This window comes from Candidatus Thiodictyon syntrophicum (assembly GCF_002813775.1).
Taxonomy (GTDB): domain Bacteria; phylum Pseudomonadota; class Gammaproteobacteria; order Chromatiales; family Chromatiaceae; genus Thiodictyon; species Thiodictyon syntrophicum.
Map to the genome: position 1 here is coordinate 5,836,651 of NZ_CP020370.1, position 26,273 is coordinate 5,862,923.

26 protein-coding genes are annotated in these 26,273 nt (G+C 66.9%); 11 read left to right on the forward strand and 15 right to left on the reverse strand.

The genetic code is table 11. The features are described from left to right. Positions 1–49: 49 nt before the first annotated feature. Both gmk and THSYN_RS24900 read right to left on the reverse strand, forming a co-directional pair. The gene (gene gmk, locus THSYN_RS24895) at positions 50–667 is read right to left on the reverse strand and encodes a guanylate kinase (protein WP_100921507.1); all 618 of its coding nucleotides are present in this window, start codon (positions 665–667) and stop codon (positions 50–52) included. A gap of 13 nt (positions 668–680) precedes the next feature. Beyond that, complete coding sequence (locus THSYN_RS24900; RefSeq protein ID WP_100921508.1) at positions 681–1,547, reverse strand: YicC/YloC family endoribonuclease; 867 nt, start codon at positions 1,545–1,547, stop codon at positions 681–683. A gap of 194 nt (positions 1,548–1,741) precedes the next feature. Here THSYN_RS24900 and THSYN_RS24905 point away from each other — a divergent pair, with 194 nt between their 5' ends. The 7 genes from THSYN_RS24905 (at position 1,742) to THSYN_RS24935 (ending at position 7,682) form a co-directional block, all read left to right on the forward strand. Continuing rightward, a complete protein-coding gene (locus THSYN_RS24905; RefSeq protein WP_100921509.1) occupies positions 1,742–2,680 on the forward strand; it encodes a serine/threonine protein kinase in 939 nt (312 codons plus the stop codon). Positions 2,681–2,731: 51 nt separating this feature from the next. Then, entirely contained in the window at positions 2,732–3,448 is a 717-nt protein-coding gene (gene rph, locus THSYN_RS24910; protein ID WP_100921510.1) for a ribonuclease PH, read from the forward strand. A gap of 42 nt (positions 3,449–3,490) precedes the next feature. Beyond that, complete coding sequence (gene rdgB, locus THSYN_RS24915) at positions 3,491–4,120, forward strand: RdgB/HAM1 family non-canonical purine NTP pyrophosphatase (RefSeq protein WP_100921511.1); 630 nt, start codon at positions 3,491–3,493, stop codon at positions 4,118–4,120. A 395-nt stretch (positions 4,121–4,515) separates the two neighbouring features. Then, the gene (locus THSYN_RS24920; RefSeq protein ID WP_418219947.1) at positions 4,516–5,244 is read left to right on the forward strand and encodes a YggS family pyridoxal phosphate-dependent enzyme; all 729 of its coding nucleotides are present in this window, start codon (positions 4,516–4,518) and stop codon (positions 5,242–5,244) included. A gap of 66 nt (positions 5,245–5,310) precedes the next feature. Next, the gene (gene proC / locus THSYN_RS24925; protein WP_100922586.1) at positions 5,311–6,141 is read left to right on the forward strand and encodes a pyrroline-5-carboxylate reductase; all 831 of its coding nucleotides are present in this window, start codon (positions 5,311–5,313) and stop codon (positions 6,139–6,141) included. Beyond that, positions 6,138–6,707, forward strand: coding sequence for a YggT family protein (locus THSYN_RS24930; protein WP_100921513.1), 570 nt, complete (start codon positions 6,138–6,140; stop codon positions 6,705–6,707). Before proC ends, THSYN_RS24930 begins: the two co-directional genes overlap by 4 nt. 39 nt (positions 6,708–6,746) lie before the next feature. After that, entirely contained in the window at positions 6,747–7,682 is a 936-nt protein-coding gene (locus tag THSYN_RS24935; protein ID WP_100921514.1) for a bifunctional enoyl-CoA hydratase/phosphate acetyltransferase, read from the forward strand. A 544-nt stretch (positions 7,683–8,226) separates the two neighbouring features. Here the strand turns inward: THSYN_RS24935 and THSYN_RS24945 are convergent. After that, positions 8,227–8,553, reverse strand: a complete 327-nt coding sequence (locus tag THSYN_RS24945; RefSeq protein WP_236848679.1) for a type II toxin-antitoxin system PemK/MazF family toxin — start codon at positions 8,551–8,553, stop codon at positions 8,227–8,229. After that, a complete protein-coding gene (locus THSYN_RS24950; protein ID WP_100921516.1) occupies positions 8,541–8,789 on the reverse strand; it encodes an AbrB/MazE/SpoVT family DNA-binding domain-containing protein in 249 nt (82 codons plus the stop codon). Before THSYN_RS24950 ends, THSYN_RS24945 begins: the two co-directional genes overlap by 13 nt. Positions 8,790–8,911: 122 nt before the next feature. On the opposite strand from THSYN_RS24950, the gene THSYN_RS24955 reads away from it, so the two are divergent. Continuing rightward, positions 8,912–9,322 (forward strand): hypothetical protein, encoded by a 411-nt coding sequence (locus THSYN_RS24955; protein WP_236848680.1) that lies wholly within the window; start codon positions 8,912–8,914, stop codon positions 9,320–9,322. Positions 9,323–9,429: 107 nt separating this feature from the next. On the opposite strand, the gene THSYN_RS24960 is transcribed toward THSYN_RS24955, so the two are convergent. From THSYN_RS24960 to THSYN_RS25005, 10 genes are all read right to left on the reverse strand, one after another. Further along, positions 9,430–10,236 carry a GNAT family N-acetyltransferase gene (locus THSYN_RS24960; protein ID WP_172965333.1) on the reverse strand — a complete coding sequence of 269 codons (807 nt, stop codon included), beginning with the start codon at positions 10,234–10,236 and terminating at the stop codon, positions 9,430–9,432. 273 nt (positions 10,237–10,509) lie between these two features. Beyond that, complete coding sequence (locus THSYN_RS24965) at positions 10,510–12,774, reverse strand: putative bifunctional diguanylate cyclase/phosphodiesterase (RefSeq protein WP_172965334.1); 2,265 nt, start codon at positions 12,772–12,774, stop codon at positions 10,510–10,512. A gap of 327 nt (positions 12,775–13,101) precedes the next feature. Beyond that, positions 13,102–13,551: a hypothetical protein gene (locus THSYN_RS24970; RefSeq protein ID WP_157817916.1), complete on the reverse strand. Its 450-nt coding sequence runs from the start codon at positions 13,549–13,551 to the stop codon at positions 13,102–13,104. A 131-nt stretch (positions 13,552–13,682) separates the two neighbouring features. Beyond that, positions 13,683–14,942: a glycosyltransferase family 4 protein gene (locus THSYN_RS24975; protein ID WP_100921520.1), complete on the reverse strand. Its 1,260-nt coding sequence runs from the start codon at positions 14,940–14,942 to the stop codon at positions 13,683–13,685. Between the two features lie 70 nt (positions 14,943–15,012). Next, the gene (locus THSYN_RS36190; protein WP_236848681.1) at positions 15,013–15,300 is read right to left on the reverse strand and encodes a heparinase II/III family protein; all 288 of its coding nucleotides are present in this window, start codon (positions 15,298–15,300) and stop codon (positions 15,013–15,015) included. A gap of 261 nt (positions 15,301–15,561) precedes the next feature. After that, the gene (locus tag THSYN_RS24985) at positions 15,562–16,215 is read right to left on the reverse strand and encodes a glycosyltransferase (RefSeq protein ID WP_172965335.1); all 654 of its coding nucleotides are present in this window, start codon (positions 16,213–16,215) and stop codon (positions 15,562–15,564) included. A 319-nt stretch (positions 16,216–16,534) separates the two neighbouring features. Further along, positions 16,535–18,358, reverse strand: a complete 1,824-nt coding sequence (locus THSYN_RS24990) for a heparinase II/III family protein (protein WP_100921521.1) — start codon at positions 18,356–18,358, stop codon at positions 16,535–16,537. Positions 18,359–18,494: 136 nt separating this feature from the next. Further along, complete coding sequence (locus tag THSYN_RS24995) at positions 18,495–19,727, reverse strand: glycosyltransferase family 4 protein (protein ID WP_100921522.1); 1,233 nt, start codon at positions 19,725–19,727, stop codon at positions 18,495–18,497. Between the two features lie 125 nt (positions 19,728–19,852). Next, positions 19,853–20,953 carry a non-hydrolyzing UDP-N-acetylglucosamine 2-epimerase gene (wecB, locus tag THSYN_RS25000; RefSeq protein ID WP_100921523.1) on the reverse strand — a complete coding sequence of 367 codons (1,101 nt, stop codon included), beginning with the start codon at positions 20,951–20,953 and terminating at the stop codon, positions 19,853–19,855. 412 nt (positions 20,954–21,365) lie between these two features. Further along, entirely contained in the window at positions 21,366–23,696 is a 2,331-nt protein-coding gene (locus THSYN_RS25005) for a bi-domain-containing oxidoreductase (protein ID WP_100921524.1), read from the reverse strand. Between the two features lie 251 nt (positions 23,697–23,947). On the opposite strand from THSYN_RS25005, the gene THSYN_RS37445 reads away from it, so the two are divergent. The 3 genes from THSYN_RS37445 to THSYN_RS25020 are packed head-to-tail and all read left to right on the forward strand — an operon-like array spanning position 23,948 to position 24,515. Beyond that, positions 23,948–24,085, forward strand: coding sequence for a type II toxin-antitoxin system HigB family toxin (locus tag THSYN_RS37445; protein WP_100921525.1), 138 nt, complete (start codon positions 23,948–23,950; stop codon positions 24,083–24,085). Between the two features lie 5 nt (positions 24,086–24,090). Beyond that, complete coding sequence (locus THSYN_RS25015) at positions 24,091–24,291, forward strand: hypothetical protein (protein WP_100921526.1); 201 nt, start codon at positions 24,091–24,093, stop codon at positions 24,289–24,291. Next, positions 24,288–24,515 (forward strand): helix-turn-helix domain-containing protein, encoded by a 228-nt coding sequence (locus THSYN_RS25020; protein ID WP_100921527.1) that lies wholly within the window; start codon positions 24,288–24,290, stop codon positions 24,513–24,515. The genes THSYN_RS25015 and THSYN_RS25020 overlap by 4 nt, the downstream gene beginning before the upstream one ends. Positions 24,516–24,826: 311 nt before the next feature. Here THSYN_RS25020 and THSYN_RS25025 read toward each other — a convergent pair whose 3' ends face one another. Beyond that, positions 24,827–25,705 carry a DUF2887 domain-containing protein gene (locus tag THSYN_RS25025; RefSeq protein WP_100921528.1) on the reverse strand — a complete coding sequence of 293 codons (879 nt, stop codon included), beginning with the start codon at positions 25,703–25,705 and terminating at the stop codon, positions 24,827–24,829. Positions 25,706–26,273 lie beyond the last annotated feature (568 nt).

Consider the following 26,273-nt stretch of genomic DNA (forward strand, 5'->3'; position numbering starts at 1 on the left):
CGACAACCACACCAATCGCGATATCTCTAACTTGTTATTTATTAGTTCGTTAGATGGCAAGCAGATCGCCATCAAGGCACGCGGGCAGGCCCAGTTGGCGCCTGCTGCGCAGCCGTTCGGCGCCGACGACCGCCGCCAGGTCCGCCACGGCGGTCTCGAAGCGGTCGTTGACCACCACGTAGTCGTATTCCTCCCAATGGGCGCAGTCCTCCCGCGCCTGGGCCAGCCGACGCGCGATCACCGCGTCGCTGTCGGTGCCGCGGGTGCGTAAGCGCCGCTCCAACTCGGGCGCGGACGGCGGGAGGATGAAGACCCCCACCGAGGCCGGAAAGCAGGCCCTGACCTGGCGGGCGCCCTGCCAGTCAATCTCCAGGATCAGGCCGCGGCCCGGGGTGCAGTCGCGGCGCACGTCGGCCGCGCGGGTCCCGTACAGATTGCCGAAGACCTCCGCGTGTTCCAGGAAGCCGCCGGCGGCAAGCTCGGCGCGAAAGGTGTCGACCGAGAGAAAGTGGTAATGCACCCCGTCGCGCTCGCCGGGGCGCGGCGCCCTGGTGGTGGCCGAGACCGAGCGCCCGAGCCCCGGGTCGCGCTCCAGCAGGGCCTGGACCAGGCTGGTCTTGCCGGCCCCGGACGGGGCTGAGACGATCAGCAGGATGCCGTCATGCATGATTGAAATCCGGCTATTCCAGGTTCTGGATCTGCTCGCGCATCTGCTCGATCAGGACCTTCATCTCGACCGCCTCGCGCGTGACCGCCACGTCCGCGGACTTGGAGCCCAGGGTGTTGGCCTCCCGGTTCAATTCCTGCATCAGAAAATCGAGCCGACGGCCCACCGGTTCGTCGCGCCCGAGGACGTCCCGGACCTCGGCCACATGGGCCTCGAGCCGATCCATCTCCTCCTCCACGTCCAGCCGGGCGGCGAGGAGGGCCAGTTCCTGTTCCAGACGCCCCGGGTCCAACTCGGCGCGGATCTCCGCGAGCCGGTCGGCCAGGCGCTTGCGCACCCCGGCCAGGACCTCCGGCATCCGCGCCCGCACCCGCACCACCGACTCCTGCAACCGGTCGCAGCGCTCACGCAGGAGCAGGCCCAGGCGCGCACCCTCGCGCTCCCGGGTGGCCAGCAGCGTGGTGAGCGCATCGTCCAGCAGGGTCAGGGCGGCGTTGGTCACCTGATCCAGGTCCCGCTCCTGCTCTTGGATCACCCCCGGCCAGCGCAGCAGTTCAAACCCGGTGGGCTCCGCGGACCGGCCGATCAGGTCAGCGATCTCCTGCCCGGCCGCCAACAATTGCTCGACAAAAGGACGGTTGACCCGCAGGCTGCCGGACATCCCCAGCGCCGGGCAATAGCGCAGGGCGCAGTCCACCTTGCCGCGCTGCAGCCGCGCCGTCAGCCGGTCGCGCACGGCCGGTTCCAGGGCGCGCAGTTCCTCGGGCAGCCGCAGATGGGGCTCGAGGAAGCGGTGATTGACGCTGCGCAGTTCCCACGCCAGTTCACCCAGGTCCCCGGTGCGGGTCTCCCGAGCGAAGGCGGTCATACTCTTGATCATCGGGGGTGGCCTTTGGTTGCGCGCGGCGGCATGATGCGGCGGCGGAGATTGCAGTGAGGGTAGCACTATCATACCCTCGCAGGCGTGCGGGCGAGATCACTCGCTGCGCTCGGTGCGGGCGCGGTGCGCTCGCCCCGCCGGCCCGCGGCCCCGGCCGCGACCCCCGACTCCCATGAGGTTTGGCCTTTACCACTATGTCCGCCGCCGCCCGCGAAAGCCTGCCACCCGACACCATGCTCGGCGCCTATCGAGTCGTCGATAGCATCGGCAAGGGCGGTTTCAGCCTGATTTACCTTGCTCTTGTCGAGGAAACAGGCGACGAGGTGGTGATCAAAGAGTTCATGCCCAAGAAGATTGCCCGCCGCGACCACCGGGGGTATCTGGTGGCCACGGAGCCCCAGTATATCGAGAACCTGCACCGCGGGCGTCGACTCTTCTTTCAGGAAGTCAAGGCTTTGGCGTCGCTCAAGCACCCGAACATCGTGCGCGTCCTGGACTTCTTTCTCGCCAATCAGACCGGTTACCTGGTCATGCCCAACGAGCGCGGACGCAACCTCGGGGCCTATATCCAAGAGCGCCGGGGGGGACTGAGCACCACCTTCATCCTGGACGTCTTCCTGCCGATCCTGGACGCCCTGGCCTTGCTGCACAACCGCTCCATGCTCCACTTGGACGTGAAGCCGGGTAACATTCACCTGCGCCACGGCAACCAGCCCCTGCTGCTGGATCTCGGCGCCGTCCACCCCTTGAGCCGCGGGCGCGCCCGCGGGGGTCAGGTCATCACCGCCGGCTACTCGCCGGTGGAGCAATACTACCGCGGCGGCCATGTGGGTCCCTGGACCGATGTCTATGCCGTGGGCGCCAGCCTGCGCACCTGCATGGAGGGTCGCACGCCGCCGCCGGCGATCGATCGTCACCAGGAGGACCGGCTGATCCCGGCCGTGGTCGAACTCAAGAATCGTTACCCTAGTTTCCTGTTGGAGGCCGTGGACTGGTCGATGTCCATGGACCCTACCAAGCGCCCGCAGGACGCGGGTGAACTCCTGAATGCGCTGGCCCGTCAAGCCGCCGGCCTGCCGCAGTCGCGCCTGGCCGACCTGCCCGAGACGCAGCGGCCCAGAGACACGGCCTGAACCGGGCGCCGACCAGTCACCCCACCCCAGACCACCGGAGACTCAAGCCCCATGCGATCCTCAACCCGCGAGCCGGACGAACTGCGCCCGATCCATTTCACCCGCGGCTATACCCGCCATGCCGAGGGTTCCGTGTTGGTGGAGTTCGGCGACACCCGGGTGCTGTGTACCGCCAGCGTCGAGGAGCGGGTACCGCCCTTCCTGAAGGGTCAGGGCCGGGGCTGGATCACCGCTGAGTACGGCATGTTGCCGCGCGCCACCCATGAGCGCAGCCCACGGGAAGCGGCACGCGGCAAGCAGAGTGGCCGTACCCAGGAAATCCAGCGCCTGATCGGGCGCTCACTGCGCGCGGCGGTGGACCTCCAGGCCCTTGGTGAGCGCACCCTGACGCTCGACTGCGACGTGCTCCAGGCCGACGGCGGCACCCGTACCGCCGCCATCACCGGCGCCTGGATGGCGCTCTGGGATGCCCTGGCCGGGCTGCGGGCGAACGGCACCCTGGCCGCCGATCCCATCCGCACCCAGGTGGCAGCGGTCTCGGTGGGGATACACGAGGGCATCGCGATCCTCGATCTCGATTATGCGGAGGACTCCAGTGCCCATACGGATATGAACCTGGTCATGGACGGAGAAGGGCGCTTCATCGAGCTCCAGGGCACCGCCGAGGGCGAGCCCTTCACCCGCGCCGAGTTGGACGGGCTGCTGGAGTTGGGCGGCTATGGGATTCGGCAACTGCATGACATGCAGCGCGACGCCCTTGGCCTCTGAGCGCCGGCCCCCTGACCAGCTTCATGCAGAGAGAACGAGCCCATGACCAGATCCCACCGCGGTGAGACCATCGTACTTGCCAGCAACAACCCCGGCAAGGTGCGCGAATTCAGCCAATTGCTTGCGGATGCCCGGATTGCGGTCAGCCCCCAGGGGGCGCATGAGGTGCCGGAGGCCGCGGAGACTGGCCTGACCTTCGTCGAGAACGCCATCCTCAAGGCGCGCAACGCCGCCCGGTACAGCGGGCTCGCGGCCATAGCGGACGATTCCGGCATTGAGGTGGACGCGCTGGACGGTGCCCCGGGGATCTACTCCGCCCGCTATGCCGGCCCGCAGGCCAGCGATGCCGACAATCTGGCGCGTCTCCTGCGCGACCTGGAGGGGGTGCCCGATGACGAGCGCACCGCGCGCTATCAATGCGTCCTGGTCTATCTGCGCGACCCGCAGGACCCCACGCCCCTGATCTGCCAGGGGACCTGGGAAGGGTTGATCCTGCGCGAGTCGCGGGGCGCAAACGGCTTCGGCTATGACCCGGTGTTCCTGGTCCCGACCCACGGCTGCACCGCGGCCGAACTCGACCCGATCGAGAAGAACCGCATCAGCCACCGCGGCCAGGCCCTGCGCGAACTGCATCGGCTCATGGAGGGCGGCGCACCGGCCTCCGGGCCTTGATCATCGTTGCGGCCGGCGACGCTTGCAGGTCGGCCCTCAGGCCGACCGACTGGGAGCGCCGCACCCCAGTGCGGCCCGGCCTATCGGCAACATGCGACGCCGCAGTTGTTTGAGAGATCGCGCCGCACTGGGGTGCGGCGCTCCCAGTGGCCGGGATCATGATCAAGGCCGTGACGGCCAACCCCTCCTGGCCGTTAGCCGGTCGCCCTCGCAGATCAGCGGCCCATTAGGGAATGGTCGTCGCGTCGTTGTCGTTGTCGTTGTCGGGGTTATCGTAGCGCCCCGGATTCTCCCGCACGCCAAATTGCCTCAGCTTCTCCCATTACGATTACGATTGCGATTACGACAACGACAACGACAACGACAACGACAACGACAGACTACCAGCCGGAATGATGAACGCCAATCAGAACATTGCGATCGATGTCCAGCTCGCCGCGGTCCAGGCGCGCATCCTGGCCGCGACCCGGCAGGCTGGTCGGGCACCCGACAGCGTGGGCCTCGTCGCGGTGAGCAAACACCAGGGCGCGCCGGCGCTGCGTGCCGCCTATGCCGCCGGCCAGCGTGCCTTCGGCGAGAGTTATGTCCAGGAGGCCCTGGACAAACAGGCGCAGTTGACCGACCTGGCCATCGAATGGCACTTCATCGGCCGCATCCAGGCCAACAAGACGCGCCCGATCGCCACCGGCTTCGACTGGGTCCATGGGCTCGCGGACCCGGGCCACGCCCGGCGCCTGAGTGAGCAGCGGCCCGCGGGGCGCCCGCCGCTCAAGGTCTGCCTGCAGGTCAATACGAGCGGCGAGGGGAGCAAGGGCGGGGTCGCGCCCGGGGCGGTCGCGGACCTGCTCGCGGTCTGCACCGGCCTGCCCGGGTTGCAGGTCATGGGGCTCATGACACTCCCGGCCCCCGCCGCCGACCCGCACGGCCGACGCGAGCCCCTGCGCGCGCTGCGCCTCTTGCGCGACCGCCTGGCGACGCCGGAGCAACCGCTCGGCTGTCTGTCCATGGGCATGTCCGACGACCTGGAGGCGGCGGTCCTGGAGGGGGCCACCCTGGTGCGGATCGGTACGGCGATCTTCGGGGCGCGTCCGTATAATAAAGCACTGGCCTTGGCTGGCCCTTGAGTGGGATCGGCCTGTAGACGGCGTTTTCCGACGGTCCACGGGGACCGCAGCACCATGGGAACCTTCATGAGCACACCCAGCATTGCCTTCATCGGCGGCGGCAACATGGCGGGCAGTCTGCTCGCCGGGCTGCTTGCCGACGGCTGCCCACCCGCGTCCATCCGCGTCGCCGAGCCCAACGAGGCCCGCCGCCAGGAACTGACCGCGCGCTTCGGCGTACGCACCTGCGCGAACAACCGGCAGGCCGTAGGAGAGGCCGCGACCCTGATCCTGTGCGTCAAGCCGCAGTTGGCACCCCAGGTCTGCCGCGAGATCGGCAGCCTGGTCTCCGAGCTTGGGCCATTGGTCATCTCGATCATGGCCGGGGTCACGGAGGCAGCCATCCAGACCTGGCTGGGCGCGCCGGTGCCGGTGGTGCGCACCATGCCCAACACCCCGGCGCTGGTCCAGACCGGGGCCATCGGGATGCACGCCAGCCCCGAGGTCACCGAGGAGGGGCGCAACCAGGCCGAGACCATCCTGCGCGCCACCGGACTCATCCGCTGGGTGGACGACGAGGCGCAGATCGACGCGGTGACCGCCATCTCCGGGAGCGGCCCGGCCTACTTCTTCCTGCTGATGGAGGCCCTGGAACAGGCCGGGATCGACCTGGGACTGGACGCCGAGACGGCCCGCCTGCTGACCATCCAGACCGCGCTCGGCGCCGCGCGCATGGCGGTGGAGAGCGACTCACCCCCGGAACGGTTGCGCGAGCAGGTGACCTCCCCGGGCGGGACCACCGAGCGCGCACTCGCGGTCTTCGAGGAAGCCGGATTGCGCGCCCTGGTCGGGCGCGCCGCGCTGGCCGCCCGCGACCGCGCGGCCGAGATCTCCCGGACCCTGCTGGAGCAGTCATGAGCGGCGCCTACCTTACCAATCCCCTGGTCTTCCTGATCCAGACCCTGTTCGGGCTCTACATCACGGTCGTGCTGATCCGCTTTCTGCTGCAATGGGCGCGGGCGGACTTCTACAACCCCTTCTCCCAGTTCATCGTGCGCGTCACCTCCCCGGTGCTGCGCCCGCTGCGTCAGGTGATCCCCAGCCTGGGCGGGATGGACACCGCCTCCCTGGTGCTCGTCTGGCTGCTGCAGACACTTGAACTGGCACTGCTGGCCCTGCTGCTCGGGTTCAACCCGATCGGCGCCCCGCTCTGGTCGCTGCCCGCCCTGCTGGAGTTGGTACTTAATATCGCCCTCTTCGCCGTGCTGATCCGCGCCCTGCTGAGCTGGATCAATCCCGACCCCTACAACCCCGCCATCGGGCTGCTCACGCGCCTCACCGACCCGCTGCTGCGCCCCGCCCAACGCGCCCTGCCCCCGATCAGCGGCATCGACCTGTCGCCCCTGGCGGTCATGATCGCCCTGGTCCTGTTGCAGATGTTGCTGGTGCCGCCGCTCAAGTGGCTGACCGGCAGCCCGTTTTAACGCACGCATTGCCAATGGGCACGACCGGGCCCCCCACCCATGATTCATAGAACCGAAGACCTGGTCGATCATGTCAGCGCGCTCGGGCTGCGGACCAACATCGCCGTGGCGGCGGCCGACGACGCGGACACGATCAAGACGATCCATGAGGCCTGGACCCATGGAATCCTTGATGCGACCCTCGTGGGGCCGGAGGGGAAAATCCGGCGGATTGCCGAGGAATTGGCGGTGGATCTCAGCCGCTTCCGGATCATCGATGCCGCCGCGGACGCCGAGTGCGTCGAGTCCTGCGTCCAACTCGTACGCACGGGCGAGTGCGAGGTCGTCATGAAGGGCCGGGTCAGCACCGCCGACCTGATCGGCGAGATGCTGCGCAAGGACAATGGGCTGCGCACGGACCGGGTTCTGAGCCACGTCGGCGCCTTCACCTCACCCGGTGAAAACCGGATCATGATCATCACCGACGCCGGGATCAACATAGCCCCGGACCTGGCCCGCAAACGCGATATCGTCATGAATGCGGTGGACGTCATGCACGCCCTGGGTTATGAACACCCTGGCGTCGCGGCGCTGTCGTTCATCGAGAAGATCGAGAACAAAGACCTCCAGCCGAGCGTAAAGCAGGCCACGCTGGACGCCGAGCAACTCACGCAACTGTGCCGCCAGGGCCAACTCCCCGGCTGCACCGTCGATGGCCCCTTCGCGCTCGACAACGCGATCTCACCCTACGCCGCCGCCCACAAGGGGATCAAGGGCGAGGTGGCAGGGCGGGCCGACGTGCTGCTGGCCCACGACATCAACATGGGCAACGCCATCTACAAGGCGCTGCAAATCTGGGTCAAGGTGGTCTTCGCCGGGGTGGTGGTGGGATGCAAGACCCCGGTCGTGGTGCCTTCACGCGTCGACAGCCCGGAGAGTAAATTGCAGTCGATTGCGCTGGCGATATTGCTGATGAAGAAGAAGGCTGGCGCATGAGGGGCACCCGGCTGCCGCAAGGCGGGAGTCCCCCTATCCGTGGTGGCCGCGAAATAGAATTCGAGCTTGACCCCTTTTCGGCCCCTTTTCGCCTTTTTGTTTAACTCTTGGCCACTTTGCCATATGATCGGCAATCGCCTCGGGATCGCATATGTTGACATCCAAGTCAGAACGGAGCTCGCTGACATTATGGTTACCGCCCTTAAGAGGCGCATATCCCCCGATGTGAACGTGCTACATAGCATCCGCATGAACGTATACGGAGCGGACGAATCATTCGCTTATATCGAGTTGACTGCAAAATGAGGAAGCTTGAGTGGTAAAGGGGCCAAGCTCAATCAAGTCCGGCGGGCAGAGAAGAACTCAATTGCGCCGAGCCCTATATCCGCTGGTGGACTGCGCTGCGCTGGTCCACCCGACAATGCCGCGTGCCCCAAATGTGACCAAGGCCGCGCAAGCACGACGCAGACCACAGATGTCTTGCTACGACGGACCCCGAACCGCAGCTTCATCTCGCGGTCGAGCCCAGCCGGGGTTCGCTTCCCTATTGCGCGAACAAGTCTTGAAGCACAGCGAGCACGTCGCCGAGCGTCTTGGCGTCCACCGCCCCGAGCTTGCGGATGAGACGCGTCTTATCCAGGGTTCTGATTTGATCCAACACGATCAGGCCGGCTTTGCCCTGGAATGTCAGCGGGACTCTGAATGGGGCGGGGTGACTCCCGGTCGTCATCGGTGCCACGATCAGGGTTCGCAAGTGATCGTTGAGGTCCGCCGGTGAGATAATCAGGCACGGCCGCGTTTTCTGAATGTCGCTGCCGATCGTCGGGTCGAGGCCGGCGAGCCAGATCTCGCCCCGCGTCACCATTCCCATCGTGCGTCATCCTCGTTGGCGAATGCGGGCCAGACGAGGGCGTCACCGCCCGCGGCCGCGAGCGCCCGGCTGGCGTCCGCCCAGCCTTCCCGTACTGCCGGCCTTGGCTTGCGCAACACGATGGCACCGTTTTCAACCGCCATCTCGGCGATGTGGTCGATTCCTGTCTGCGCGAGCAGGGCCTTGGGGATCAGGACCCCTTGCGAATTGCCGATTTTTCGGATTGTGGCTCTCATGGATGCTGGCCGACTTTCATCTGATGTGAGAACAATATTATTATGGTTGGGCGAGGGTCGTCCCCACCCGCCCCCCGTGCTAGGCTTTCTCCCAGGCAATCCCGCAAGCAAGGCCCATCCCTATGTGCCCAACCGCCGCGACCCTTCGCACACCGGCGCACCAGCCCCCTCCCCCCGCCAGCGCCCGCCCGCCCGGCGTCGAACCCCAGCCGCCTGGCGAGCCCCGCTGCGCGGACGGTCTGCAGGTCTCGGAGGAGACCTATTGGAACGAGTATTACCTGGAATCGGACGTCCATTACGAGTGGAACAACGGTCGTCTGCGGGAGGCCGAACTGCGCGCGGCGGCGGAGGCTCAGGGCCGACGCGATGCCGAGGAGCGTGCGCAGGCCGAGGCACAGGCCAGACGTGACGCCGAGCGGCGCGCCGATGCGCAGACCCAGCGCGCCGACGCCGAGGCGCAGGCGCGCCGACAGGTCGAACAAGAGTTGGCGGACCTGCGGGTGCAGTTGGCACAGCGACTGCCGCCACCCTGACATGGGTGGTGAAGGCACTGAGGGGCCGGCGGCCGTTCGGCTCCGGCTGAAGACTCGACCTCCAGTTGGTGCGTGATCACCCGGAAGGTCGAGGCGTTAGTTTCGTCTCATACGGCGCCGGGGGTGGCGTGCTCAGGGGAGCGGATGCCCCACCAATGCAGCAGGTCGGTCTGCGCCCGCTGTGCCAGCACCAGGGTCTCATCGACACCCTGGAACCAGGCCCCGACCAGACCACGCGGGCCGACGAACCAGGGCAGGACCCAGGCCGGAGGGGCGGCGGGGGCTGGGGGGGAGGGGGCAGCGGTCGGTGCGGCCACGAGGGCCGGTGCCGGGAGCGGCTCCGGTGCCAGGGTCGGCGCCGCTGCCGGGGCGGGCGTCAAGGCGCAGTCGTACTCCAGGGTGCCGTCCTCGACGCGCCGGGCCGTCCCACCCATGTGGTGGGCAAGCTTGCGCATCTGCATATTGTCGGCCAGCACCTCGAAGCACAGTTGGCGGATGCCGGCGGCCGCGGCCGCCTGCATCACGGCATCGGCCAGCGCGGAGCCCAGGCCCCGCCCCTGTTCGGCGTCCAGCACGGTGATGGAGAACTCGGCGCAGGGGCCGCGCGGCACCAGGCGGACACAGCGCACGAAGCCCAGGGCCTCCTGCTCCTGTCCCTGCTCGTCCAGCCGGATCGCGGCCAGCGCGATGTGGTCGCCGCCGTCGGCACCGGAAAAGAAGTCGAGTTCCTTATCGCTCAGGGCGCGCTTGGTGGCGAAGAAACGCAGGCGGCTGGACTCGGGCGAGAGGGTGCGAAAGCACAGGTCAAGGCGCTCGCGATCGGCGCGGCCCGAGGGGCGGATGCGCAGATTCAGCGGCGTGAAGCGCGGGTCCAAGCGCCGCATCTCATGGTGGAGGTGCGTAGGTGTCGTCATGCGGATCCCCTGCCGGTCGGGCAGTTGGGCGAAAGGCCAGGGCGGCGAAGTGACCGCGGTCATTTGTTGCAGTGCACAATAGAGCACGGCGCGGCAGGCCAGGCAACCTCAGAGCGACTGCCGGTCCGACGGACGGTCATTTACGACGCAGGTCGCGGTGCCACTCGCAAACCAGCATAGAAAATTACTATAAAGAAGATTAACCCGCTTCCCAACGCCCGTTGTTGATGCAGGTCGCAGCCTGAAAATGCCGCGCCGATTTGAGCGATGCCGTCAGACTCCCCGGGGCGCAGACCGCAAGGACGCCCGCAGGCACGCGATGGCCCGTGACACCGCCCGTGCGAGCCAGGTCCCGGCGCGGCCCACGGTATCGCACCCGGCGGGCAGCGGGGCGGCCTGCTCCAGCAGGGTCGCCAAGGCCGCCCCGGAGAGCGGCGCACTGAACAGGGGCCCCTGTGCCTCGTCGCAACCGTATTGCGCAAGGATGCGCACCTGACCCGGCGTCTCCACCCCGTCGGCCAGGACCGCCAACCCAAAGGCATGACCCAGGGCGATGATCCCCTTCACGATGGTCGCGGCGGCCGGGTTCCCCTCCAGGTCCCGCAGCAAGGACGGCGCGATCTTCACGCGGGTCAGCGGCACTGCCCCGAGTTGGCGCAGTGCAATGGCATCCGACCCAAAGTCCCGCAGCGTTAGTTGCACACCTTGTTCACGCAGGCGCGCGAGTGCGGGAACCGTACCTTGCGAATGGCGCACGATGACTGATTCAGGGATCTCCAGTTCCACCACGAAGGCCCGTGCGGACAGCGCCGCGCTCACCCGCCGGATCAAGGGTGCGAGGTGGCCCGGAGCGAAATGGGGCGCCGCGATGCCGAAGGCGACCCGCAGCTCGCGCAAACCACCAGCACCCGCCCGCTGCGCCTGTGCCGTCACCGTGCGCAACAGCCAATGCTCCAACGCCATGACCATTCCGGTGGTTGCGACGAGCGCGGAAAACGTTCCCTGGTCGAGTAGACCGTGCCCCGGCCGGTTCCAGCCCAGGATGACCTCGCAGCCGCTGATCCGCAGGTCGCGCAGCCTGACCCGCGGCTGATACTGGATGACCAACTCCCGGCGGCCCCAGGCGTGGCGCAGGTCCGCTGCCAATTCGTCGTGCTGCTTGAAATCGGGACTGGTCTGCGGCGAATAGAAGCAGGCCCGGTTCCCGCCGGCCTTCTTGGCCTCGTACATCGCACTATCGGCACAGTTCAGAAGGGTTTCCAGTGTCTTGCCATCCTTCGGGAAGAGCGTGATGCCGATGCTGGCACCCACGCTCAGCTCCCGGCCATGCTCGCAGAACGGGGTCGCTGCCAGTTGCTCGAGGATGTTTGCGGCGACCCGGCCGGCAGCGCCCTCCACCGAGAGATCGGGCATGATGATGGCGAACTCATCGCCGCCGATCCGTGCCACGAGGTCCGTCCGACGCACGGACGCCTTGAGCGCGGCGGCGAAGAATTGCAGCAAGCGGTCGCCGCCGCTGTGCCCGAGTCCGTCGTTGACCTCCTTGAACTTGTCCAGATCGATGTAGATCAGCCCCAACGGATGCTTGTCGCGGCGCGCCGCGCTCAGGGCCCGGCCGAGGTGCTCGAGCAGGCTGGCACGGTTGGCGAGGCCGGTGAGGCTGTCGCAATAGGCGAGTTGGACGAGTGAGTTTTTCGCGGCATCCTGGCCCGTCATGTCGGAGAACATGCAGACATAGTATTTCGCCCCGCCATGCGCATCCGGAATGGCGTTGATCTGCGCCCACTCCATGTAGGGGGCCCCGTCCTTGCGGCGATTCGCTATCTCGCCCTGCCAGTAACCGCGGGCGCGCAATTGTGTCAGGATCGGATGATCAGGACCCTCGACCCCGCCGGCCTGGAGGAACACGCCAGGGACTTGGCCCAAGGCCTCGGTGGCAGTGTACCCCGTAATCGTGGTGAATGCGGGATTCACCGCGACGGTGCGATAGGCTGCATCGGTGACGATGACGGCTTGGGCGCTGTGCTCCACCACGCTGGCGGCCAGGCTGAGGCCCTCTTCCAGCTCTTCGAGCCCGGAGGCATCGAGCAATACGGCACGCAGTGGCCCGTCCCCCGGGGTGCCGAGATTGAGCGTCTCGATGCGCACCGGCAGCGGCGGCCCACCCGGGCGCTCGAGCGTGAACTCGCACAGGTCGAAGGCGGCCCCCCGGGCGAGGCGTTCGAGGTGCCCGGCCACCTGGTGGGCGCCATCCCCCGAGCAGAATTCCCGCAGGAAGTGCCCGTCGAGCGACGCCTGACCGGGCGTGAGGATGGCCGCGGCGGCGCGATTGGCGCGGGCGATCCGGCCGTTGAGGCCCATGACCAGGAAACCGACCGGCGCCCGCTCGAAGAGATCCCGGTAGCAGTTGAGTTGGTCCTGCAGGTCGGCAAGGGCGAGGCTGGGGGTGGTGACGGCATCTTCAAGCTGGCTGGCCGCCGCCGCGAGCGCGAGCATACCCTGAGCAAGGGGCCGGGCCGCGTCGCGGTGGGTGGCCACGCACAGATTCGCGGTCGCCGACCACGCGCGTCGGCGGAACTCAACCACGTTGGACTTGCCTGGAGCCATGTTGCCTGGTCGTGCGGATTTCGGTTGCCCAAAAACGACTGGCGTCCAAGCAAGACAGGTCGCCGCCGCGGGGCGGCGGGTTTGTTGTTCTTCTTTGACCGTAAGACTAAGCGCAGAGGGCGCGGCAGAATGTGACCGGGCTCACGGAAACCGGCAAAGAAGCCAAGCACCCGATGATCCATGCGTTACCGGCACCGCAGAGGGTGCGCAAGCGCACGTGTGCCCATCGGCGCGCCCGGACCGCCGGGCGGTCGGAAGTCAGCGGCGAACGGCGGCGCCACGCGCTCGGGGCGGGCGTGATCCTGTGGCCCAGCGCTGCGGCTGCCGACAGGCGTCGCTGCATTCCCGGAAGCGATTGGTGCAATACCCGTAGAGGTTCTCGCTGCACGACCACCAGGGGTAGCCGCATTCGGGCTCGCTGCTGGAGTTGCACCAGCGGAAATCGCGTTGGGCGACCTGATAGCCGGCCTCGCACTGCCGGTAGTCGTAACGGGCGTCGTCGTCGCACCGATCCTTGACCGACTGGCAGCGGCTGAGGCATCCAATCTCATGCACCTGCCGCGCCACCGCGTCGCGGGTGTGCGCGGAGCACCCCGTCAGGGCACACAGGACGGCGGCGGCGGTGACCCATCCAGCGGCGACGCGGCGGCGCCGGCCGCCCATGGCGGGTGCGGGATTGGGGTTTCGGGTACTGGGGGTTGGACTCATCTGGGTGATCCCGCTCCAAGGTGAAGGCGCGACGGGGACGGCCGGGCCCCAACCGGGTCCCGGCTCAGGATCGCCGGCACCCCGCGGGCGCCTGCCGGGTCCGCGACGGCGCGGCGCCGTAGGCTGCAACTTTACCGTGAAAGCGCGACGTCGCCTAACAACGCCTCCCAGGCCGCCAGCGCCTGCTGCTGCCCGAAGCGATCCTCCAACATGCGCCGCGCATTGGTCCCTTGGCGCTCCCGCGCGTCTGCATCGTCGCGCAACTGCCGCACCGCGGCGGCAAAGCCCGCGGCGTCCCCCTCGGCGACGGCTCGGCCGCAATCATAGGTTGCGAGCAGCCGCGGGATTTCGCCGTCCGGATCGCCCACAAACACGATCGGTCGGCCCGCCGCCGCGATTCCATAGAATTTGCTCGGCACGCTCAGCCCTTCGAGCGCGGGGCGGAGAGAAATCCAATGGACATCAGCGACACCCAGACTGTGGGTCAACAATTCACGGGGCTGATAAGGATGAAACCGAAACATCGAATCCAGGCCGCGGCGCGCCGCCTCCGCACGCAGATCCGCAAGCCAATGTCCACCGCCGATGAACACAAACACCACCGGCGCGCGGCGGCCGCCTGCCGTCGCCCCCACCCCGATCGGCTCCGCCAGCAGGAGTGCCGCCGCATCGAGTACCGTCGCATAGGCGTGCGCCCGCCCCAGGTTCCCGGAGTAGCCCACGACGAAGGCATCCTCCACCCCCCACTCGTGACGCAGCCGATTCGCCGCCGGCGCGAGCGGGCGAATGGCCTCGCAATCGGCCCAGTTATGGACCACGCGAACCTGCCCTGACGGGATCCCGCTCGCCCGCACCGCCTTCGCCATGCGCTCACCGATCGCCACATTCAGCGTCGCGTGGCGCAGGGACCGATTACGCACCTGGCGTAGCCAAGCCCCGAGCCGACCACCCAAGGCCCCGACACCAAGGGCGGTGGCCACCTCGGGGTACAGGTCCTGCAGCCAGTTCACCACGCGCACCGGCCGACCGGTCAGAGCCCAATAAACCAACACGGACAGAAGCGGCGGGTCGGTCATCGCGACCACCACGTCGTCCGCCCGCGCCAGCCTGCGCAAGTGCCAGCCCACAGTCAGATAAAAGCTCAGATAATCCACCGCCCGCCCGGGCAGGCCCGCCCGCCCGAAGCGGCTGGACCAGAGGCGATGGACCTCCACTCCCTGCACCGTCTCGCGACTCGGCAATCGCGAATTGGCATCGAGATAGCCCTGGCGGCTCGCGATCACCCGCACCCGATGCCCTCGTGACGCCAGATAAGACGCCAGATCGGTCACCATCTGACTCGTCGCGGAATGGTCCGGACAAAAGAAGCGATTCAAGAAAATCAGGTCCATATCACCCAGTCAAGCTCCAGTCGGCACACATCCCCAGTGAAGACCACCTCCAAGCACTGCGCCGGGAGACTCAGGCCAGTCGGCGATAGCCGTCGTGGGCGGCCGAGGCCAGGAGTGGACCATCCGGCGATGGGGTGGCTGGTGGGCGTGCGCCTGGCCGCCCCAAGCTCCCGCGCAGCGCAACCAGGTCAAGCAGGATCGCGTGGTACATGGGGCTGCGCTCGCAGTGCCCGCCGTCGGGCGGCACCTGCTCGCAGAGCTGCGCCGAGAGTATCTCCCGCCCCTGCGTGCGCCACGCATCCGCCTCGTCGCCGTAAAAGAAGGACCCGGCAAAGACCAAGGCCTTGGCATTCGCCAACAGATGATTCCCCCAGCAGATGATACTCCATCCGCCGCCACAGCCAGCGCGCCTGCACCGCCAGGCTGTGCTGACAGTCGGGCGGCAGCGCGTTGCCCGCCAGTGCGCATTTTACCCAGTTGACGATCCGCAACGAGGTCGGATAGGGCTCCCAACCGGTGCCGATGCCCGGCGGATTCTCCGCCACCCAGCGCCCCACCAGCGCCCGCTGCCAGTCGGCTCGCGTCGGCGCCTCAACCGCGTTCAGATCATCGAAATAGCTCAGGTTGTAGAGCCAGAGCTTGTCGCGCCGCAGATGGTTCCAGTCCGCTGACCCCGCGACCCGATGCGTACCAGGACGCCCTCCGGATGCGCCCGCAGCAGCGCCGCCGCCAGTATCGTCTCCAGCGCGTGCGCCATCGCATGGGTGCCGATGTAGCCCGCGACGAACTTGCCGGTCAGTCCCACTCGCGCCGCCAGTTCCGGATCACGCGTCATCGCACGAAAGCGCGTCAGGTCTACGCCGTTGGTCACGACCTGGATCTTCTCGCCGTCGATACCGCGTGCAATCAAGTTGCGCCGGAACGACGCGGTGACCGCAACCACCGCCGCCGCGCGACGATAGAGAAACAACTCCAGACGCTCCATGAGCCGCAGCAGCGCTGAATCAGACATGGCGCCGACGGTCTTGATCGACTCCGGCCACAGATCGCGCAACTCGAACACAAATGGCCGCCGCCGCAGGACGGAAAGGACCCAGGCCGCGCAGTTGGTAAAGAACTGCGGCGAGGTGCCGACGATCACATCCGGCCGGCGCTGTAGCACGCCGGCCAGCAACCCGGTGATCATAAAGGACAGATAATCGAGCGTCCACTTGGCGAAACCTGCGTTGGCAGTGATGTAGGTCCAGACGCGCACCACCTCGATACCATCCATTATTTCGCGCTGCCACAGGCGATTACGGTAGCCCGGAAAGACCTGCCGACATGATAGATCCGCGCCGCATGCCAGACCCGGTCAACCGCCGACCCCAGGTCCGGATAGGGCCAGCCGGGTGGCCCAGGATCCATTGCGCCCCCCAGCACGACCGCTGCATCGGCCACCGGCGATTCGGCGACGGGCACATAGGAAAATCGCCCCGGCAAACGGCTGATGATCCGCCCCCAGCCACACGCCGAACTCCGGCACGCGCAAGCCGCGCGCCGACGCGAATCCAGTACGCGGCATGATCAGGAGGGCGATAAACCCTTGCAGGTCAAGCCAATCCACTTACCCCACCCTCCGCGCAACCCCAATCAAAGACTGCCCGGCTCTCGCCACCCACAATCCTGACCTCCAGGCAGCGCGTCGGCAGGGAGCGACCAAACTCCGGGTGCCAGGCGCTGGGGATCAATCGCGCCTCCCCGCCAGTGACAGACCACCGTACCGCCTGGCCGCCGGGCAGATGCAAAAGCCCCCGACCGCCGGCCCCTGCAGTCTCCACCTCGGCGGTCGCCTCGGGATGCAGATGGAAACGGGCCACGGCCTCCCCGAAGGCCCCCGAGACCGCGTCGGTCACCACCAGGCACCCCGGGGTCATCTCCCAGGTACGCCGATGGATCGGCCGCCCCGGCAGGCGACGATAGCCGTTGTGTGCGGCTGCCACCCGCTGAGCCGGAACCACGGGCATACCGCCCGGCACCGTGCAAGCGCAGGCCGGCACGCACTCCACCGAGATAGCGAAGGGCCGGGCACGGCGGGCGACGCGGAAGCCCCCCCAGACTTCGCTCGAATCGGCGTGGTCGATCTGCACCGTACTGTGCGCGGCCGTTCCGCGCTCGGCCAGGCGCTCGGGGCCAGTACCGTAGCGGGAGGTGCCGCCGTTGACGATGACCCGCCGGCCGAACAGCGACAGTTCAAAGGACAGGGTATCGGCGTGGGCATGACCAGGGAGATAGTCCGGGCCGATGGGGGCGACGTCCAAGAGCGCGACGGCGGGACCGGCCTCCAGGCGAACATAACCGGAGTCCCGCAGCCAGACTGGCGCCTGGGCCCGGGGTGCCGCGAACTCCGGCGGGCCATCGAGGGCCGCGGGCCCGGGCCCCAGCGCCAGGAAGGGTGAGCTGGCCGGCCCGGTGCCCTCCCCCCCGACGGTACCCGGCCCCACAGGGACCCCCAGACGCCCGGCGTATTCGATCAGCGCCCCCAGGGTGGGCGCGATGCCCAAGGCGGCGTCGTTGAAGAAGCCGATCCCGCCGTCGGGGTGGCACATGACCCCCAGCCAGCCCAGCATGGCGGCGGCCTTCTCGCGGCAGAGCGCCAGGTCGTCCGGGGCCAGGGTCCCCGGAAAGGTACCGGCCAGGTTGATCAGGTCCAGCACATCCTCCAGCAGGATGGCGTGGTACATGGGACTGCGCTCGAAGTGGCCACCGTCCGGCAGGACCTGCTCGCGCAGTTCGCGCGCCAGCAGCCACTGGCCCAGCGCCAGCCATCGGTCCGCCTGCGCCCCAACGAAAAAGGCCCCGGCATAGACCAGGGCCTTGGCGTTGGCAAAGAGGTGATTGCCGAGCAGATGATATTCCAGCCGTCGGCGCAGCCAGCGGACCTGCACCGCCAGGCTCTGCACAGACTCCGGCGGCAGGTCATTCCCCGCCAAGGCCCACTTCACCCAATTCAGGATCCGCAGCGACGTCGGATAGGGCTCCCAGCCATTGCCGACTGCCGGCGGGTTCTCCGCCACCCACCGCCGCAGCAGCGCCCGGTGCCACTGCGCCCGCACCAGGGGGCCGGTATCGCCGCCGGCACCCAACTCATCGAAATAATGCAGGTTGTAGAGCCAGAGCTTGTCGCGGGCCGGATCGTTCCAGGCACCTGGGCCGGTTGCCTCATGGGTTTCATTGAGGAAACGGAAGGTGGCAGGCCCCAGCATCCTGTCCTGTCTTGCCGGCGGCCTCTCCCAATGACCGGCGACCAGGCGTAGCCCGGGCGCGGGGCGCAGATCAGGCGTTGGGCGGTAGAGCCGGAACCACAGCCGACCATAGAGCTGGACCGGACGCAGATAGCGCAGGGTGTGCCAATAGCGGCTGAAGGCCTTGATCATAACTGCGACCGGTGGCGATCGGTCCGCACAGCGGACCCTGCGGCAAAGCCGCGCTCCGTAGGGTCCGCTGTGCGGACCAACGGCCTCGCGACGAGGTCAGTGGCCAAGTGATAACCAAGGCCGCGGCTGAACATCCCTAACCCCGCCCGGCAACAGTCGTCAAGACGCCCAGCATCTTCGCCGCCAGCCCCCTGCGGTCATAGCGCGGCGCGGCAGCCAGGCAATGACTGCGCAACTGCCGATACAACGCCTGATCCTGGGCCAGGCGCAGCAGGCCATCGCACAGGGCCTGGGCGTTCTCGGGCTCAAACACCAGGCCAACCCCCTCGCGCTCGACGATCCCGGCGGACTCGCCCGCCACGCCGTGCAGCACCGGGATCCCCACCCCCATGCACTCGAACAGCTTGGACGGGATCACCTGGGTGAAATTATCGGCCTTTCTCAGATGGATGATCGCGACATCCAGCAACGACCAGTAGCGCGGCACATCGGCCTTGGGCACCGTATCCAAGAACAGCACGTTGTCCAGCCCCATGCGCTGCGCGCGGGCCTTCAGCGCCTGCTTCTGCGCCCCATCGCCCAGCAGCACGAAGCGCACCCGGACCCCCTGCGGCCGTGCGCGCATCAGCGCGGCCGCCTCCAGCACCGTCTCCAGCGCATGGGCCATACCGTGGGTGCCGATATAGCCGGCAACGAATTGATCCGTCAGCCCCAGCCGTTGCGCCAACTGCGGATCGCGCGCCATCGGCCGGAAGCGCGACAGGTCGACACCATTGGTAACCACATGGACCTTGTCGCCGTCGATGCCCCGGGCGATCAGATTGCGGCGAAAAGACTCAGTCACCGCCACCACCGCTGTTGCCCGCCGATAGAGAAACAGCTCCAGGCGCTCCAGCAACCGCAGGGCCGCCGAATCCTTCATCGCCCCCACCGTCTTGATCGACTCCGGCCAAAGGTCACGCAACTCGAAGACGAACGGCCGCCACTTGAACACGGACAGCATCCAGGCCGCACAGTTCGTGAAAAACTGCGGCGAGGTGCCGACGATGACATCCGGCCTGGGCAACCACAGACCCGCAATGAACCCGGTCACCATGAACGACAGATAGTCCAGCGTCCGCAGTGCAAAGCCCGCGTTAGCGGCAATATAGGTCCACACCCGCACCACTTGGATTCCGTCCATGGTCTCACGCTGCCAGGGCCGGTTCCGGTAACCAGGAAAGACCTTGCCCCTGGGGAAATTCGGTACATTGGCGATCACTGTTACCCGGTGGCCGGCCTGCACCCATTCGCGGCAATGCTCGAAGGTCCGCGAGGCCGGGGCGTTGACCTCCGGTGGAAAGTTATCGGTCAAGAATAAGATATGCACACAAGGTCCTTTCAACCTAGAAAGAGCAGTCAGCCGTCAGCCGTCAGCTATCAGGCGAACACGGACCGCTGATAGCTGAAAGCTCTTTTTGGGGCCAAGACCGGAACTCAACCCGAGAGCGCCCCTTAGCACTGAGCCCCGAGCACCTGTTCAAGCCCCACGACGATCCGCTCCCCCGCTCGCCCATCCCACAGTTGCGGTATCCCACCCGGCTGCCAGTCCCCGGCAAACAGCCGATCGAGCGCCGGCCCGAGCTTGGCGGGATCGCTACCAATCAGCGCATTGGTCCCCATACTGACCGTCTCCGGCCGCTCCGTAGTGTCCCGCAGCGTCATGCAAGGCACCCCCAGCACCGTGGTCTCCTCTGTGATGCCACCAGAGTCGGTGATCACCGCCTTGGCGTGCCTGACCAGGTAATTGAATTCCAGGTACGGCTGAGGCTCCACCAGATGCAGGCTCCCGGGCAGGTCGGTCAGGTCGCCCAGCGTCTTGGCGGTGCGCGGGTGCACCGGGAAGATCACCGGCAGGCCGCGCGTCCCTGCGCCGATGGCGGCCAGCATCCGCGCCAGCGCCGCGCCCTCGTCCACGTTCGCCGGGCGGTGCAGGGTCACGACGAAATACTCGCCTGCCCGCAACCCCAGGTCATCCCAGAACGGCGGCGGGCGCAGTCGGTCCAGGTTGGCCAGCAAGCTGTCGATCATGGTATTGCCGACGAAGAAGATCCGCTCATCCCCGACCCCGGTCTTGCGCAGATTGGCGTTGGCAAACTCACTGGTGGTGAAGAACCAGTTGGTGATGGCGTCCGTCACCATCCGGTTGATCTCCTCCGGCATGGTCCAATCACCGGAGCGGATGCCGCCCTCCACATGCGCCACCGGGATGCACAGCTTCTGCGCCGCAATGGCGCAGGCCATGGTCGAGGTCACGTCCCCCACCACCAGACAGAGCTTGGATGGTGCCCCCAGCAGCAGCCGCTCATAGCCGGTCATGATCGCCGCCGTCTGCTCCGCCTGGGTACCGGAACCGACCTCCAGGTTCACATCCGGCGCCGGAATACCCAACTGGAGAAAAAAATCGCCCGACAGGCGGGCGTCATAGTGCTGGCCGGTATGTACCAGGCGGTATCGCAATGGGCTGCCGGCTGCCTTCCGTGCCTCCAAGGCCCGGATGATCGGCGCGATCTTCATGAAATTCGGGCGGGCGCCGGCAATGATATCGATGAGCATGCTGAGGACCTTGACTCTTAACCCTGGAAAGCGTCTTTCAGCTGTCAGCTTTCAGCTTTGCGTTTCAAACGTTTCTGACCACCCGGCGCATCACCTGTCGCGTGGGTGCCTGCGGCTCCAAGACGGCTGGTAAGATGCTGATGCACTTATGACTGAAGGCGGCCTTGATCATAATTCCGGCCACCCTGCTGGACGGGAGGTCGCTGGTCCGCACAGCGGACCCTACGGGCGCGGGGCCGTAGGGTCCGCTGTGCGGACCAAAGACATGGCCGTTGGCTGATGGGCCGGGATTATGATCAAGGCCGCTGACGGCTTACGGCTGACGGCTGACGGCTGACAGCTGACAGCTGACAGCTCTTTCCAGGTTCAGTGGGTATCTCCCTGGAAAACATTCACTGATCGATTGTACAGATCATACGGGCTTCGCGAGCTCGATCGTCACCCGGCTCACCTCCAGAATCTCCTCCACCGGAATCGGCGCCGGCCCGCCCGTGCGCAGGGCCTGCACAAAGGCCGCCACGCAGGCGCGCTGACCCTTGTCCTGGCGCCACAGGTTCAGCTTCTTGAACCCGGGCCAACCGAAGCCGGTCAGGCGGCGGAAGTTGTCGAGTTGCAGCACCCGCCCGGCGGCAAAGACCTCCAGGCGCTCCTTCGGAAACGCCTTGCTGCCGTTGGCCAGATAGTGGACGGTGCCGATCGAGCCATCGGCAAAGCCGAGCTGCAGGCTCACCGTATCGCCCGTAGCCGACGCCATCCCGATCCGCGCATGCTGGGCGATCGGCGCCCCCGCCAGGAACCGCAGCAGATCGATGAAGTGGCAGGCCTCGCCGAGGATCCGCCCCCCGCCTACCGCCGGGTCCTGGGTCCAGTGCCCCGCCGGGATTGTACCCGCGTTGACCGTCATCACGAACGCCTTCGGCCCCGTCACGCCGGCCAGCAGCGCCCTGATCTTCTGCACCTGCGGCGCAAAGCGGCGGTTAAAGCCGACCATCAGCAAGAGTTTCTGGCTCCCACGCTCCAGCGTGGGAGCAAGCGCAGACGCTCCAGCGTCCAGTCCCCCCTCGGGACGCGGAGCGTCCGCACGACACTCCCACGCAGAGCGTGTGAGCGAGGGCGCAAGCGCTGTCTCGATCCGCCCAAGCTCCTCCAGCGTCAAGCACAGCGGCTTCTCCACAAACACCGCCTTCCCCGCCGCCAGCCCCTGCAACACCAGCCGCGCATGACTGTCGTGCCGCGTCGTAATCACCAGCGCATCTGATTCGGCATCGGCGAACAGCGACTCCGTGTCCGTCGTGGTGCGCAAGAAGCCGAACTTGCGCCCCGCATGCACCCCGCTCACCCCCCCACTGGAGGCCACCGACACCAGTCGCGCCCCGGCCGCCTTGAACGCGGGGATCAACACCCCTGTCGCATAGTTCCCAGCCCCGATGAAGCTGACCGCCGCCCTCTGGCTCCCACGCTCCAGCGTGGGAGCAAGCGCGGACGCTCCAGCGTCCAGCCCACCGTCGGGACGCAGAGCGTCCGCACGACACTCCCACGCAGAGCGTGGGAGCGAGAAGGAAGCCGAGCCTGGGAGCGAGAAGGAAGCAGAGCATGGGAGCGAAAAGGAACGCTCCCGCAGCCGCGCGTCATCCCCCCCGGGATACTCCAACAGGATCCCCAGCGACGGCTCAGCCCCGCCCACCACCGCATAGGCGCGCTCCGCGTCCGCCAAGGCGAACCGATGCGACACCAGCGGCCCCACATCCAGCCGCCCATCGGCCAACATATCCAGCACCGCCTCGAAATTGCGCTGCTCGGTCCAGCGTACGAAGCCGATCGGATAGTCCTGCCCCTGCTCCTCGTACAACGGATCGTAGCGCCCCGGCCCATAGGAGCAGGAGACCTGAAAGCTCAGCTCCTTCTCGTAGAAATCCGCCCTGGAAAGCTCCAGCCCCACCACCCCGACCAACACGATCCGCCCGCGCCGCCGACACATCAGCGCCGCCTGATGCACCGGCTCATTACTGCGCGTCGCCGCCGTAATGATCACCGCATCCACCCCGCGCCCGCGCGCGAAGGTCGCGGCCACCGCCACCGGGTCCTGCCCCGCCGCCAGGTCCACCGTCTCGGCACCGAATTGGCGCGCCAACGCCAGCTTGGCCGGGTCCAGGTCGATCCCCAACACCCGGCAGCCATGGGCACGCAGCAGTTGCACCGTCATCAGCCCGATCAACCCGAGCCCGGTCACCACCACCGCCTCACCCAGGGTGGGCGCCGCCAGCCGGATGCCCTGCAAGGCGATGGCCCCGATCACGGTAAAGGCCGCCGCCTCGTCCCCCACGCCATCCGGGACCCGGGCGCAGAGGTTCACCGGTACGCTCACCATCTCCGCATGGCGGCCGTTGGACGCCACCCGGTCACCCACCGCAAATCCCGCTACCCCCGCACCCAGCTCTGCCACCACCCCGACGTTGCAATAGCCCAGCGGCAACGGCTGCTCCAGCTTGTTGCGCACCGCCTCCAGGGTCGGCACCAGACCATCGGTGCGCACCTTCTCCAACACCTGCCGCACCTTCTCCGGCTGCTGGCGCGCCTTCTCCAGTGGATTGGCCTTACCGAAGTCCACCAACATCCGCTCAGTCCCGGCGGAGATCAGCGTACAAGACGTGCGGATCAACAGCGCCCCGCGACCCACCCGCGGACAGGGCACCTCGGCCAGCTCAGTACGGCCATCCTTAAGATTCTGCAGAATTTGTTTCAAGCTACAACTCAGATAAAATGATGGAGAACAGGTGTTTGTACGAGCTGTCGTGCGGCCTACCCGCCGGTTTGGCGGTCGCCCGAGCGGACGCGCGGACGCGCGGGATCGACGTTGGCGAGGGGATCGGGAAACCTTGATCATACCGGCCACCCGTCGTCGCGGCGGCCCGTCGCGGCCGGGGGGCCGCTCCTACGGCGCGTAGGAGCAGCCCCCCGGCCGCGACGAGTGCCAGCCGGGTTCTGGCCAGATTCATGATCAAGGCCGGCGGGAACAACTACCGCGTCGTGGTCATCGTTCGCTACCGGGACGGTAAGATATTCGTTCGTTGGGTCATGACGCACCGGGAATACGATCATTGGTGCAAACTGTACAAACAAGGCAAGGTGTAACCAAGATGACTGCTACCGCCTCTCTCGACCTCAAGGTGCTGCAACAGACTTGGGTCGCGTTCGATCGCCTCGCCCACTTGCGTCCGATCCGTACCGAAGAAGAATACGACCGCACCATCGCGCTGCTGAACCACCTGCTGGACGTCGTCGGCGAGCAAGAAGAGCACGAATTGTCAGGGCTCTCGATCTCGTCGGCGAACTGGTGAGCGACTACGATACGCACCATTTTGCTATTGAGGCATCGGAGGCCAAGGAGGTGCTGCGCTACCTGATGGAAGTACGCGGCCTGAAACAAAGCGATCTGGCTGAAATCGTGCCCCAGAGCAACCTGTCGGCCATTCTCGCCGGCAGGCGTAAGATCAGCGCAACACTTGCGGGAAAACTCGCCAAGTATTTCAGCATCAGCGCGACAGTTTTCATTCCGACCTAAGGGGATAGTTGCCGCCGCCCTTTACTTGTTCGCGGCCACTCGATCACCTCAGAATCGAGGCGGATCGTGATCCGTTCCTTGTTGCTCTTGATAATCGCCCCCCGCTGACTCCCTGAAAAATCGTACTCGTCGCGCATGTTGCTCACCCTCGCTCGTAGTGTCGGCGCTCGGCGGCCGTGGCGGGCGCTATTCTTGCTCCCACGCTCCAGCGTGGGAGCAAGCGCGGACGCTCCAGCGTCCAGTCCGCCGGTCGGGACGCAGAGCGTCCGCCAGACACTCCCACGCAGAGCGTGGAAGCGAGAGGGGGCCACTCAGCCAGAACCCTCCTGCGGACCGATCAGGGCCAGCAAACTCTCGGCATCGAAGATCCCGTCGAGCCAGGCATCCAGTTGCGCCACCGGCGCCGCGTCGATGCGCCGCTGCGCCCAGCCCGGCACCGCACCGAAGCGGCGGGCCAGTTGGCGTTTGAGCGTGCTGGCCCTACCCTCGGCCTTGCCCTCGGCCTTACCTTTGGCCTCACCCTCAGTCTTACCCTCCTCAAAGATCGACTGATAGGCCCGGGTCTCCTGGATCGGTGTCACCAGATTCAACATGGCCCAAATCTCCTTCGCGGTCAGCCCGCGAAACCGTTCAAAAAACCAAAACTCCAGCACCTGCGAAAGCAGGTCGCGCACCGCGGGCAACACCGGCGCCTCCTGCACCGTGCGCCACAGCGCCGGGGCCTGCGCCCGTAATTCTGCGTCATCCTCGATCATCAGCGGCGCGAACACCGCCACGTATGGATTATCCGGCTCGCGCGCCAACCACTCGGGCAGGATGCGATCAAGCGCCACCCCCATGGCCAGCGAGCCCGCCTCCCCGACCCGGCTCGGACACCCCGGCGCGTCGCGCTCACGCAGAAACACCGCGATACCGATCACATCGCGCTCGGGATGTTCCTCACCGTACAGCCCGATCTTGGTCAGCAGGTTATACCAGGCACCGGCCGCGTACTGCCCCTGGAATTCGACCACATACACGGGCCCAGCGTGCCCCTCAGGCTCAAAAATACCGTCCAGGCGCCGCTCCAGCCCCTTGATCGTCAACGAGCAGAAACGGTACTCCCCGACCAGTTGGTGGCCACCGGTCAGCACCCGGAAGGCCTCCGCACCCGTCGACAGAAACAGATAGATCGGATGGTCGGTCTTCACCGCCGGGGTCGCCTCCTCAAGCTCATCACATCGGCCTCAATCGTCGTTCCGCCAGCCCCATGGCCGACATCCATCACGGCCGGGGACCGCCCCGATGCCGTAGGAGCGGCCCCCCGGCCGCGACGGGTTGCCGCAAGGGCACGTGGCCGGAGTGATGATCAAGGCCGGGGGCGGCCTTGATCATAACCCCGGCCAAGCCGCACCGGCGAGCGCACGCGCTTAAGCCCGCGCGGACGCTGGGAGCGCCGCACCCCAGTGCGGCGCGGCCTCGCGAGCGACCGCGGCGTTGCGTTCTGCGGATAGGCCGCGCCGCACTGGGGTGCGGCGCTCCCGGTGGCCGGAATGATGATCGAGGCCCGCATCGGCCTCGATCGTCGTTCCGCCCTACGGGTGACCCCAAGGGTAGCCGTAGGGTACGCATCGCGTACCCGGCCCCAGCGATTGCGGCGGCCTGGCGGGTACGCGATGCGTACCCTACGCGATCTGCGTCAACCCATCAGCTCTGATCACACCCCGTTGGCAGAGCAGTGCTCATGATCCAGGCCGTGCTACGGGACTATGCGCTGAT

Bases quoted from the DNA above. Each gene is read 5' to 3' on its own strand.
- gmk (WP_100921507.1), bottom strand. From the start codon at position 667: ATGCATGACGGCATCCTGCTGATCGTCTCAGCCCCGTCCGGGGCCGGC.
- THSYN_RS24900 (WP_100921508.1), bottom strand. From the start codon at position 1,547: ATGATCAAGAGTATGACCGCCTTCGCTCGGGAGACCCGCACCGGGGAC.
- THSYN_RS24905 (WP_100921509.1), top strand. From the start codon at position 1,742: ATGTCCGCCGCCGCCCGCGAAAGCCTGCCACCCGACACCATGCTCGGC.
- rph (WP_100921510.1), top strand. From the start codon at position 2,732: ATGCGATCCTCAACCCGCGAGCCGGACGAACTGCGCCCGATCCATTTC.
- rdgB (WP_100921511.1), top strand. From the start codon at position 3,491: ATGACCAGATCCCACCGCGGTGAGACCATCGTACTTGCCAGCAACAAC.
- THSYN_RS24920 (WP_418219947.1), top strand. From the start codon at position 4,516: ATGAACGCCAATCAGAACATTGCGATCGATGTCCAGCTCGCCGCGGTC.
- proC (WP_100922586.1), top strand. From the start codon at position 5,311: ATGAGCACACCCAGCATTGCCTTCATCGGCGGCGGCAACATGGCGGGC.
- THSYN_RS24930 (WP_100921513.1), top strand. From the start codon at position 6,138: ATGAGCGGCGCCTACCTTACCAATCCCCTGGTCTTCCTGATCCAGACC.
- THSYN_RS24935 (WP_100921514.1), top strand. From the start codon at position 6,747: ATGATTCATAGAACCGAAGACCTGGTCGATCATGTCAGCGCGCTCGGG.
- THSYN_RS24945 (WP_236848679.1), bottom strand. From the start codon at position 8,553: ATGGGAATGGTGACGCGGGGCGAGATCTGGCTCGCCGGCCTCGACCCG.
- THSYN_RS24950 (WP_100921516.1), bottom strand. From the start codon at position 8,789: ATGAGAGCCACAATCCGAAAAATCGGCAATTCGCAAGGGGTCCTGATC.
- THSYN_RS24955 (WP_236848680.1), top strand. From the start codon at position 8,912: ATGTGCCCAACCGCCGCGACCCTTCGCACACCGGCGCACCAGCCCCCT.
- THSYN_RS24960 (WP_172965333.1), bottom strand. From the start codon at position 10,236: ATGACGACACCTACGCACCTCCACCATGAGATGCGGCGCTTGGACCCG.
- THSYN_RS24970 (WP_157817916.1), bottom strand. From the start codon at position 13,551: ATGAGTCCAACCCCCAGTACCCGAAACCCCAATCCCGCACCCGCCATG.
- THSYN_RS24975 (WP_100921520.1), bottom strand. From the start codon at position 14,942: ATGGACCTGATTTTCTTGAATCGCTTCTTTTGTCCGGACCATTCCGCG.
- THSYN_RS24985 (WP_172965335.1), bottom strand. From the start codon at position 16,215: ATGGATGGTATCGAGGTGGTGCGCGTCTGGACCTACATCACTGCCAAC.
- THSYN_RS24990 (WP_100921521.1), bottom strand. From the start codon at position 18,358: ATGATCAAGGCCTTCAGCCGCTATTGGCACACCCTGCGCTATCTGCGT.
- wecB (WP_100921523.1), bottom strand. From the start codon at position 20,953: ATGCTCATCGATATCATTGCCGGCGCCCGCCCGAATTTCATGAAGATC.
- THSYN_RS37445 (WP_100921525.1), top strand. From the start codon at position 23,948: ATGATCAAGGCCGGCGGGAACAACTACCGCGTCGTGGTCATCGTTCGC.
- THSYN_RS25015 (WP_100921526.1), top strand. From the start codon at position 24,091: ATGACTGCTACCGCCTCTCTCGACCTCAAGGTGCTGCAACAGACTTGG.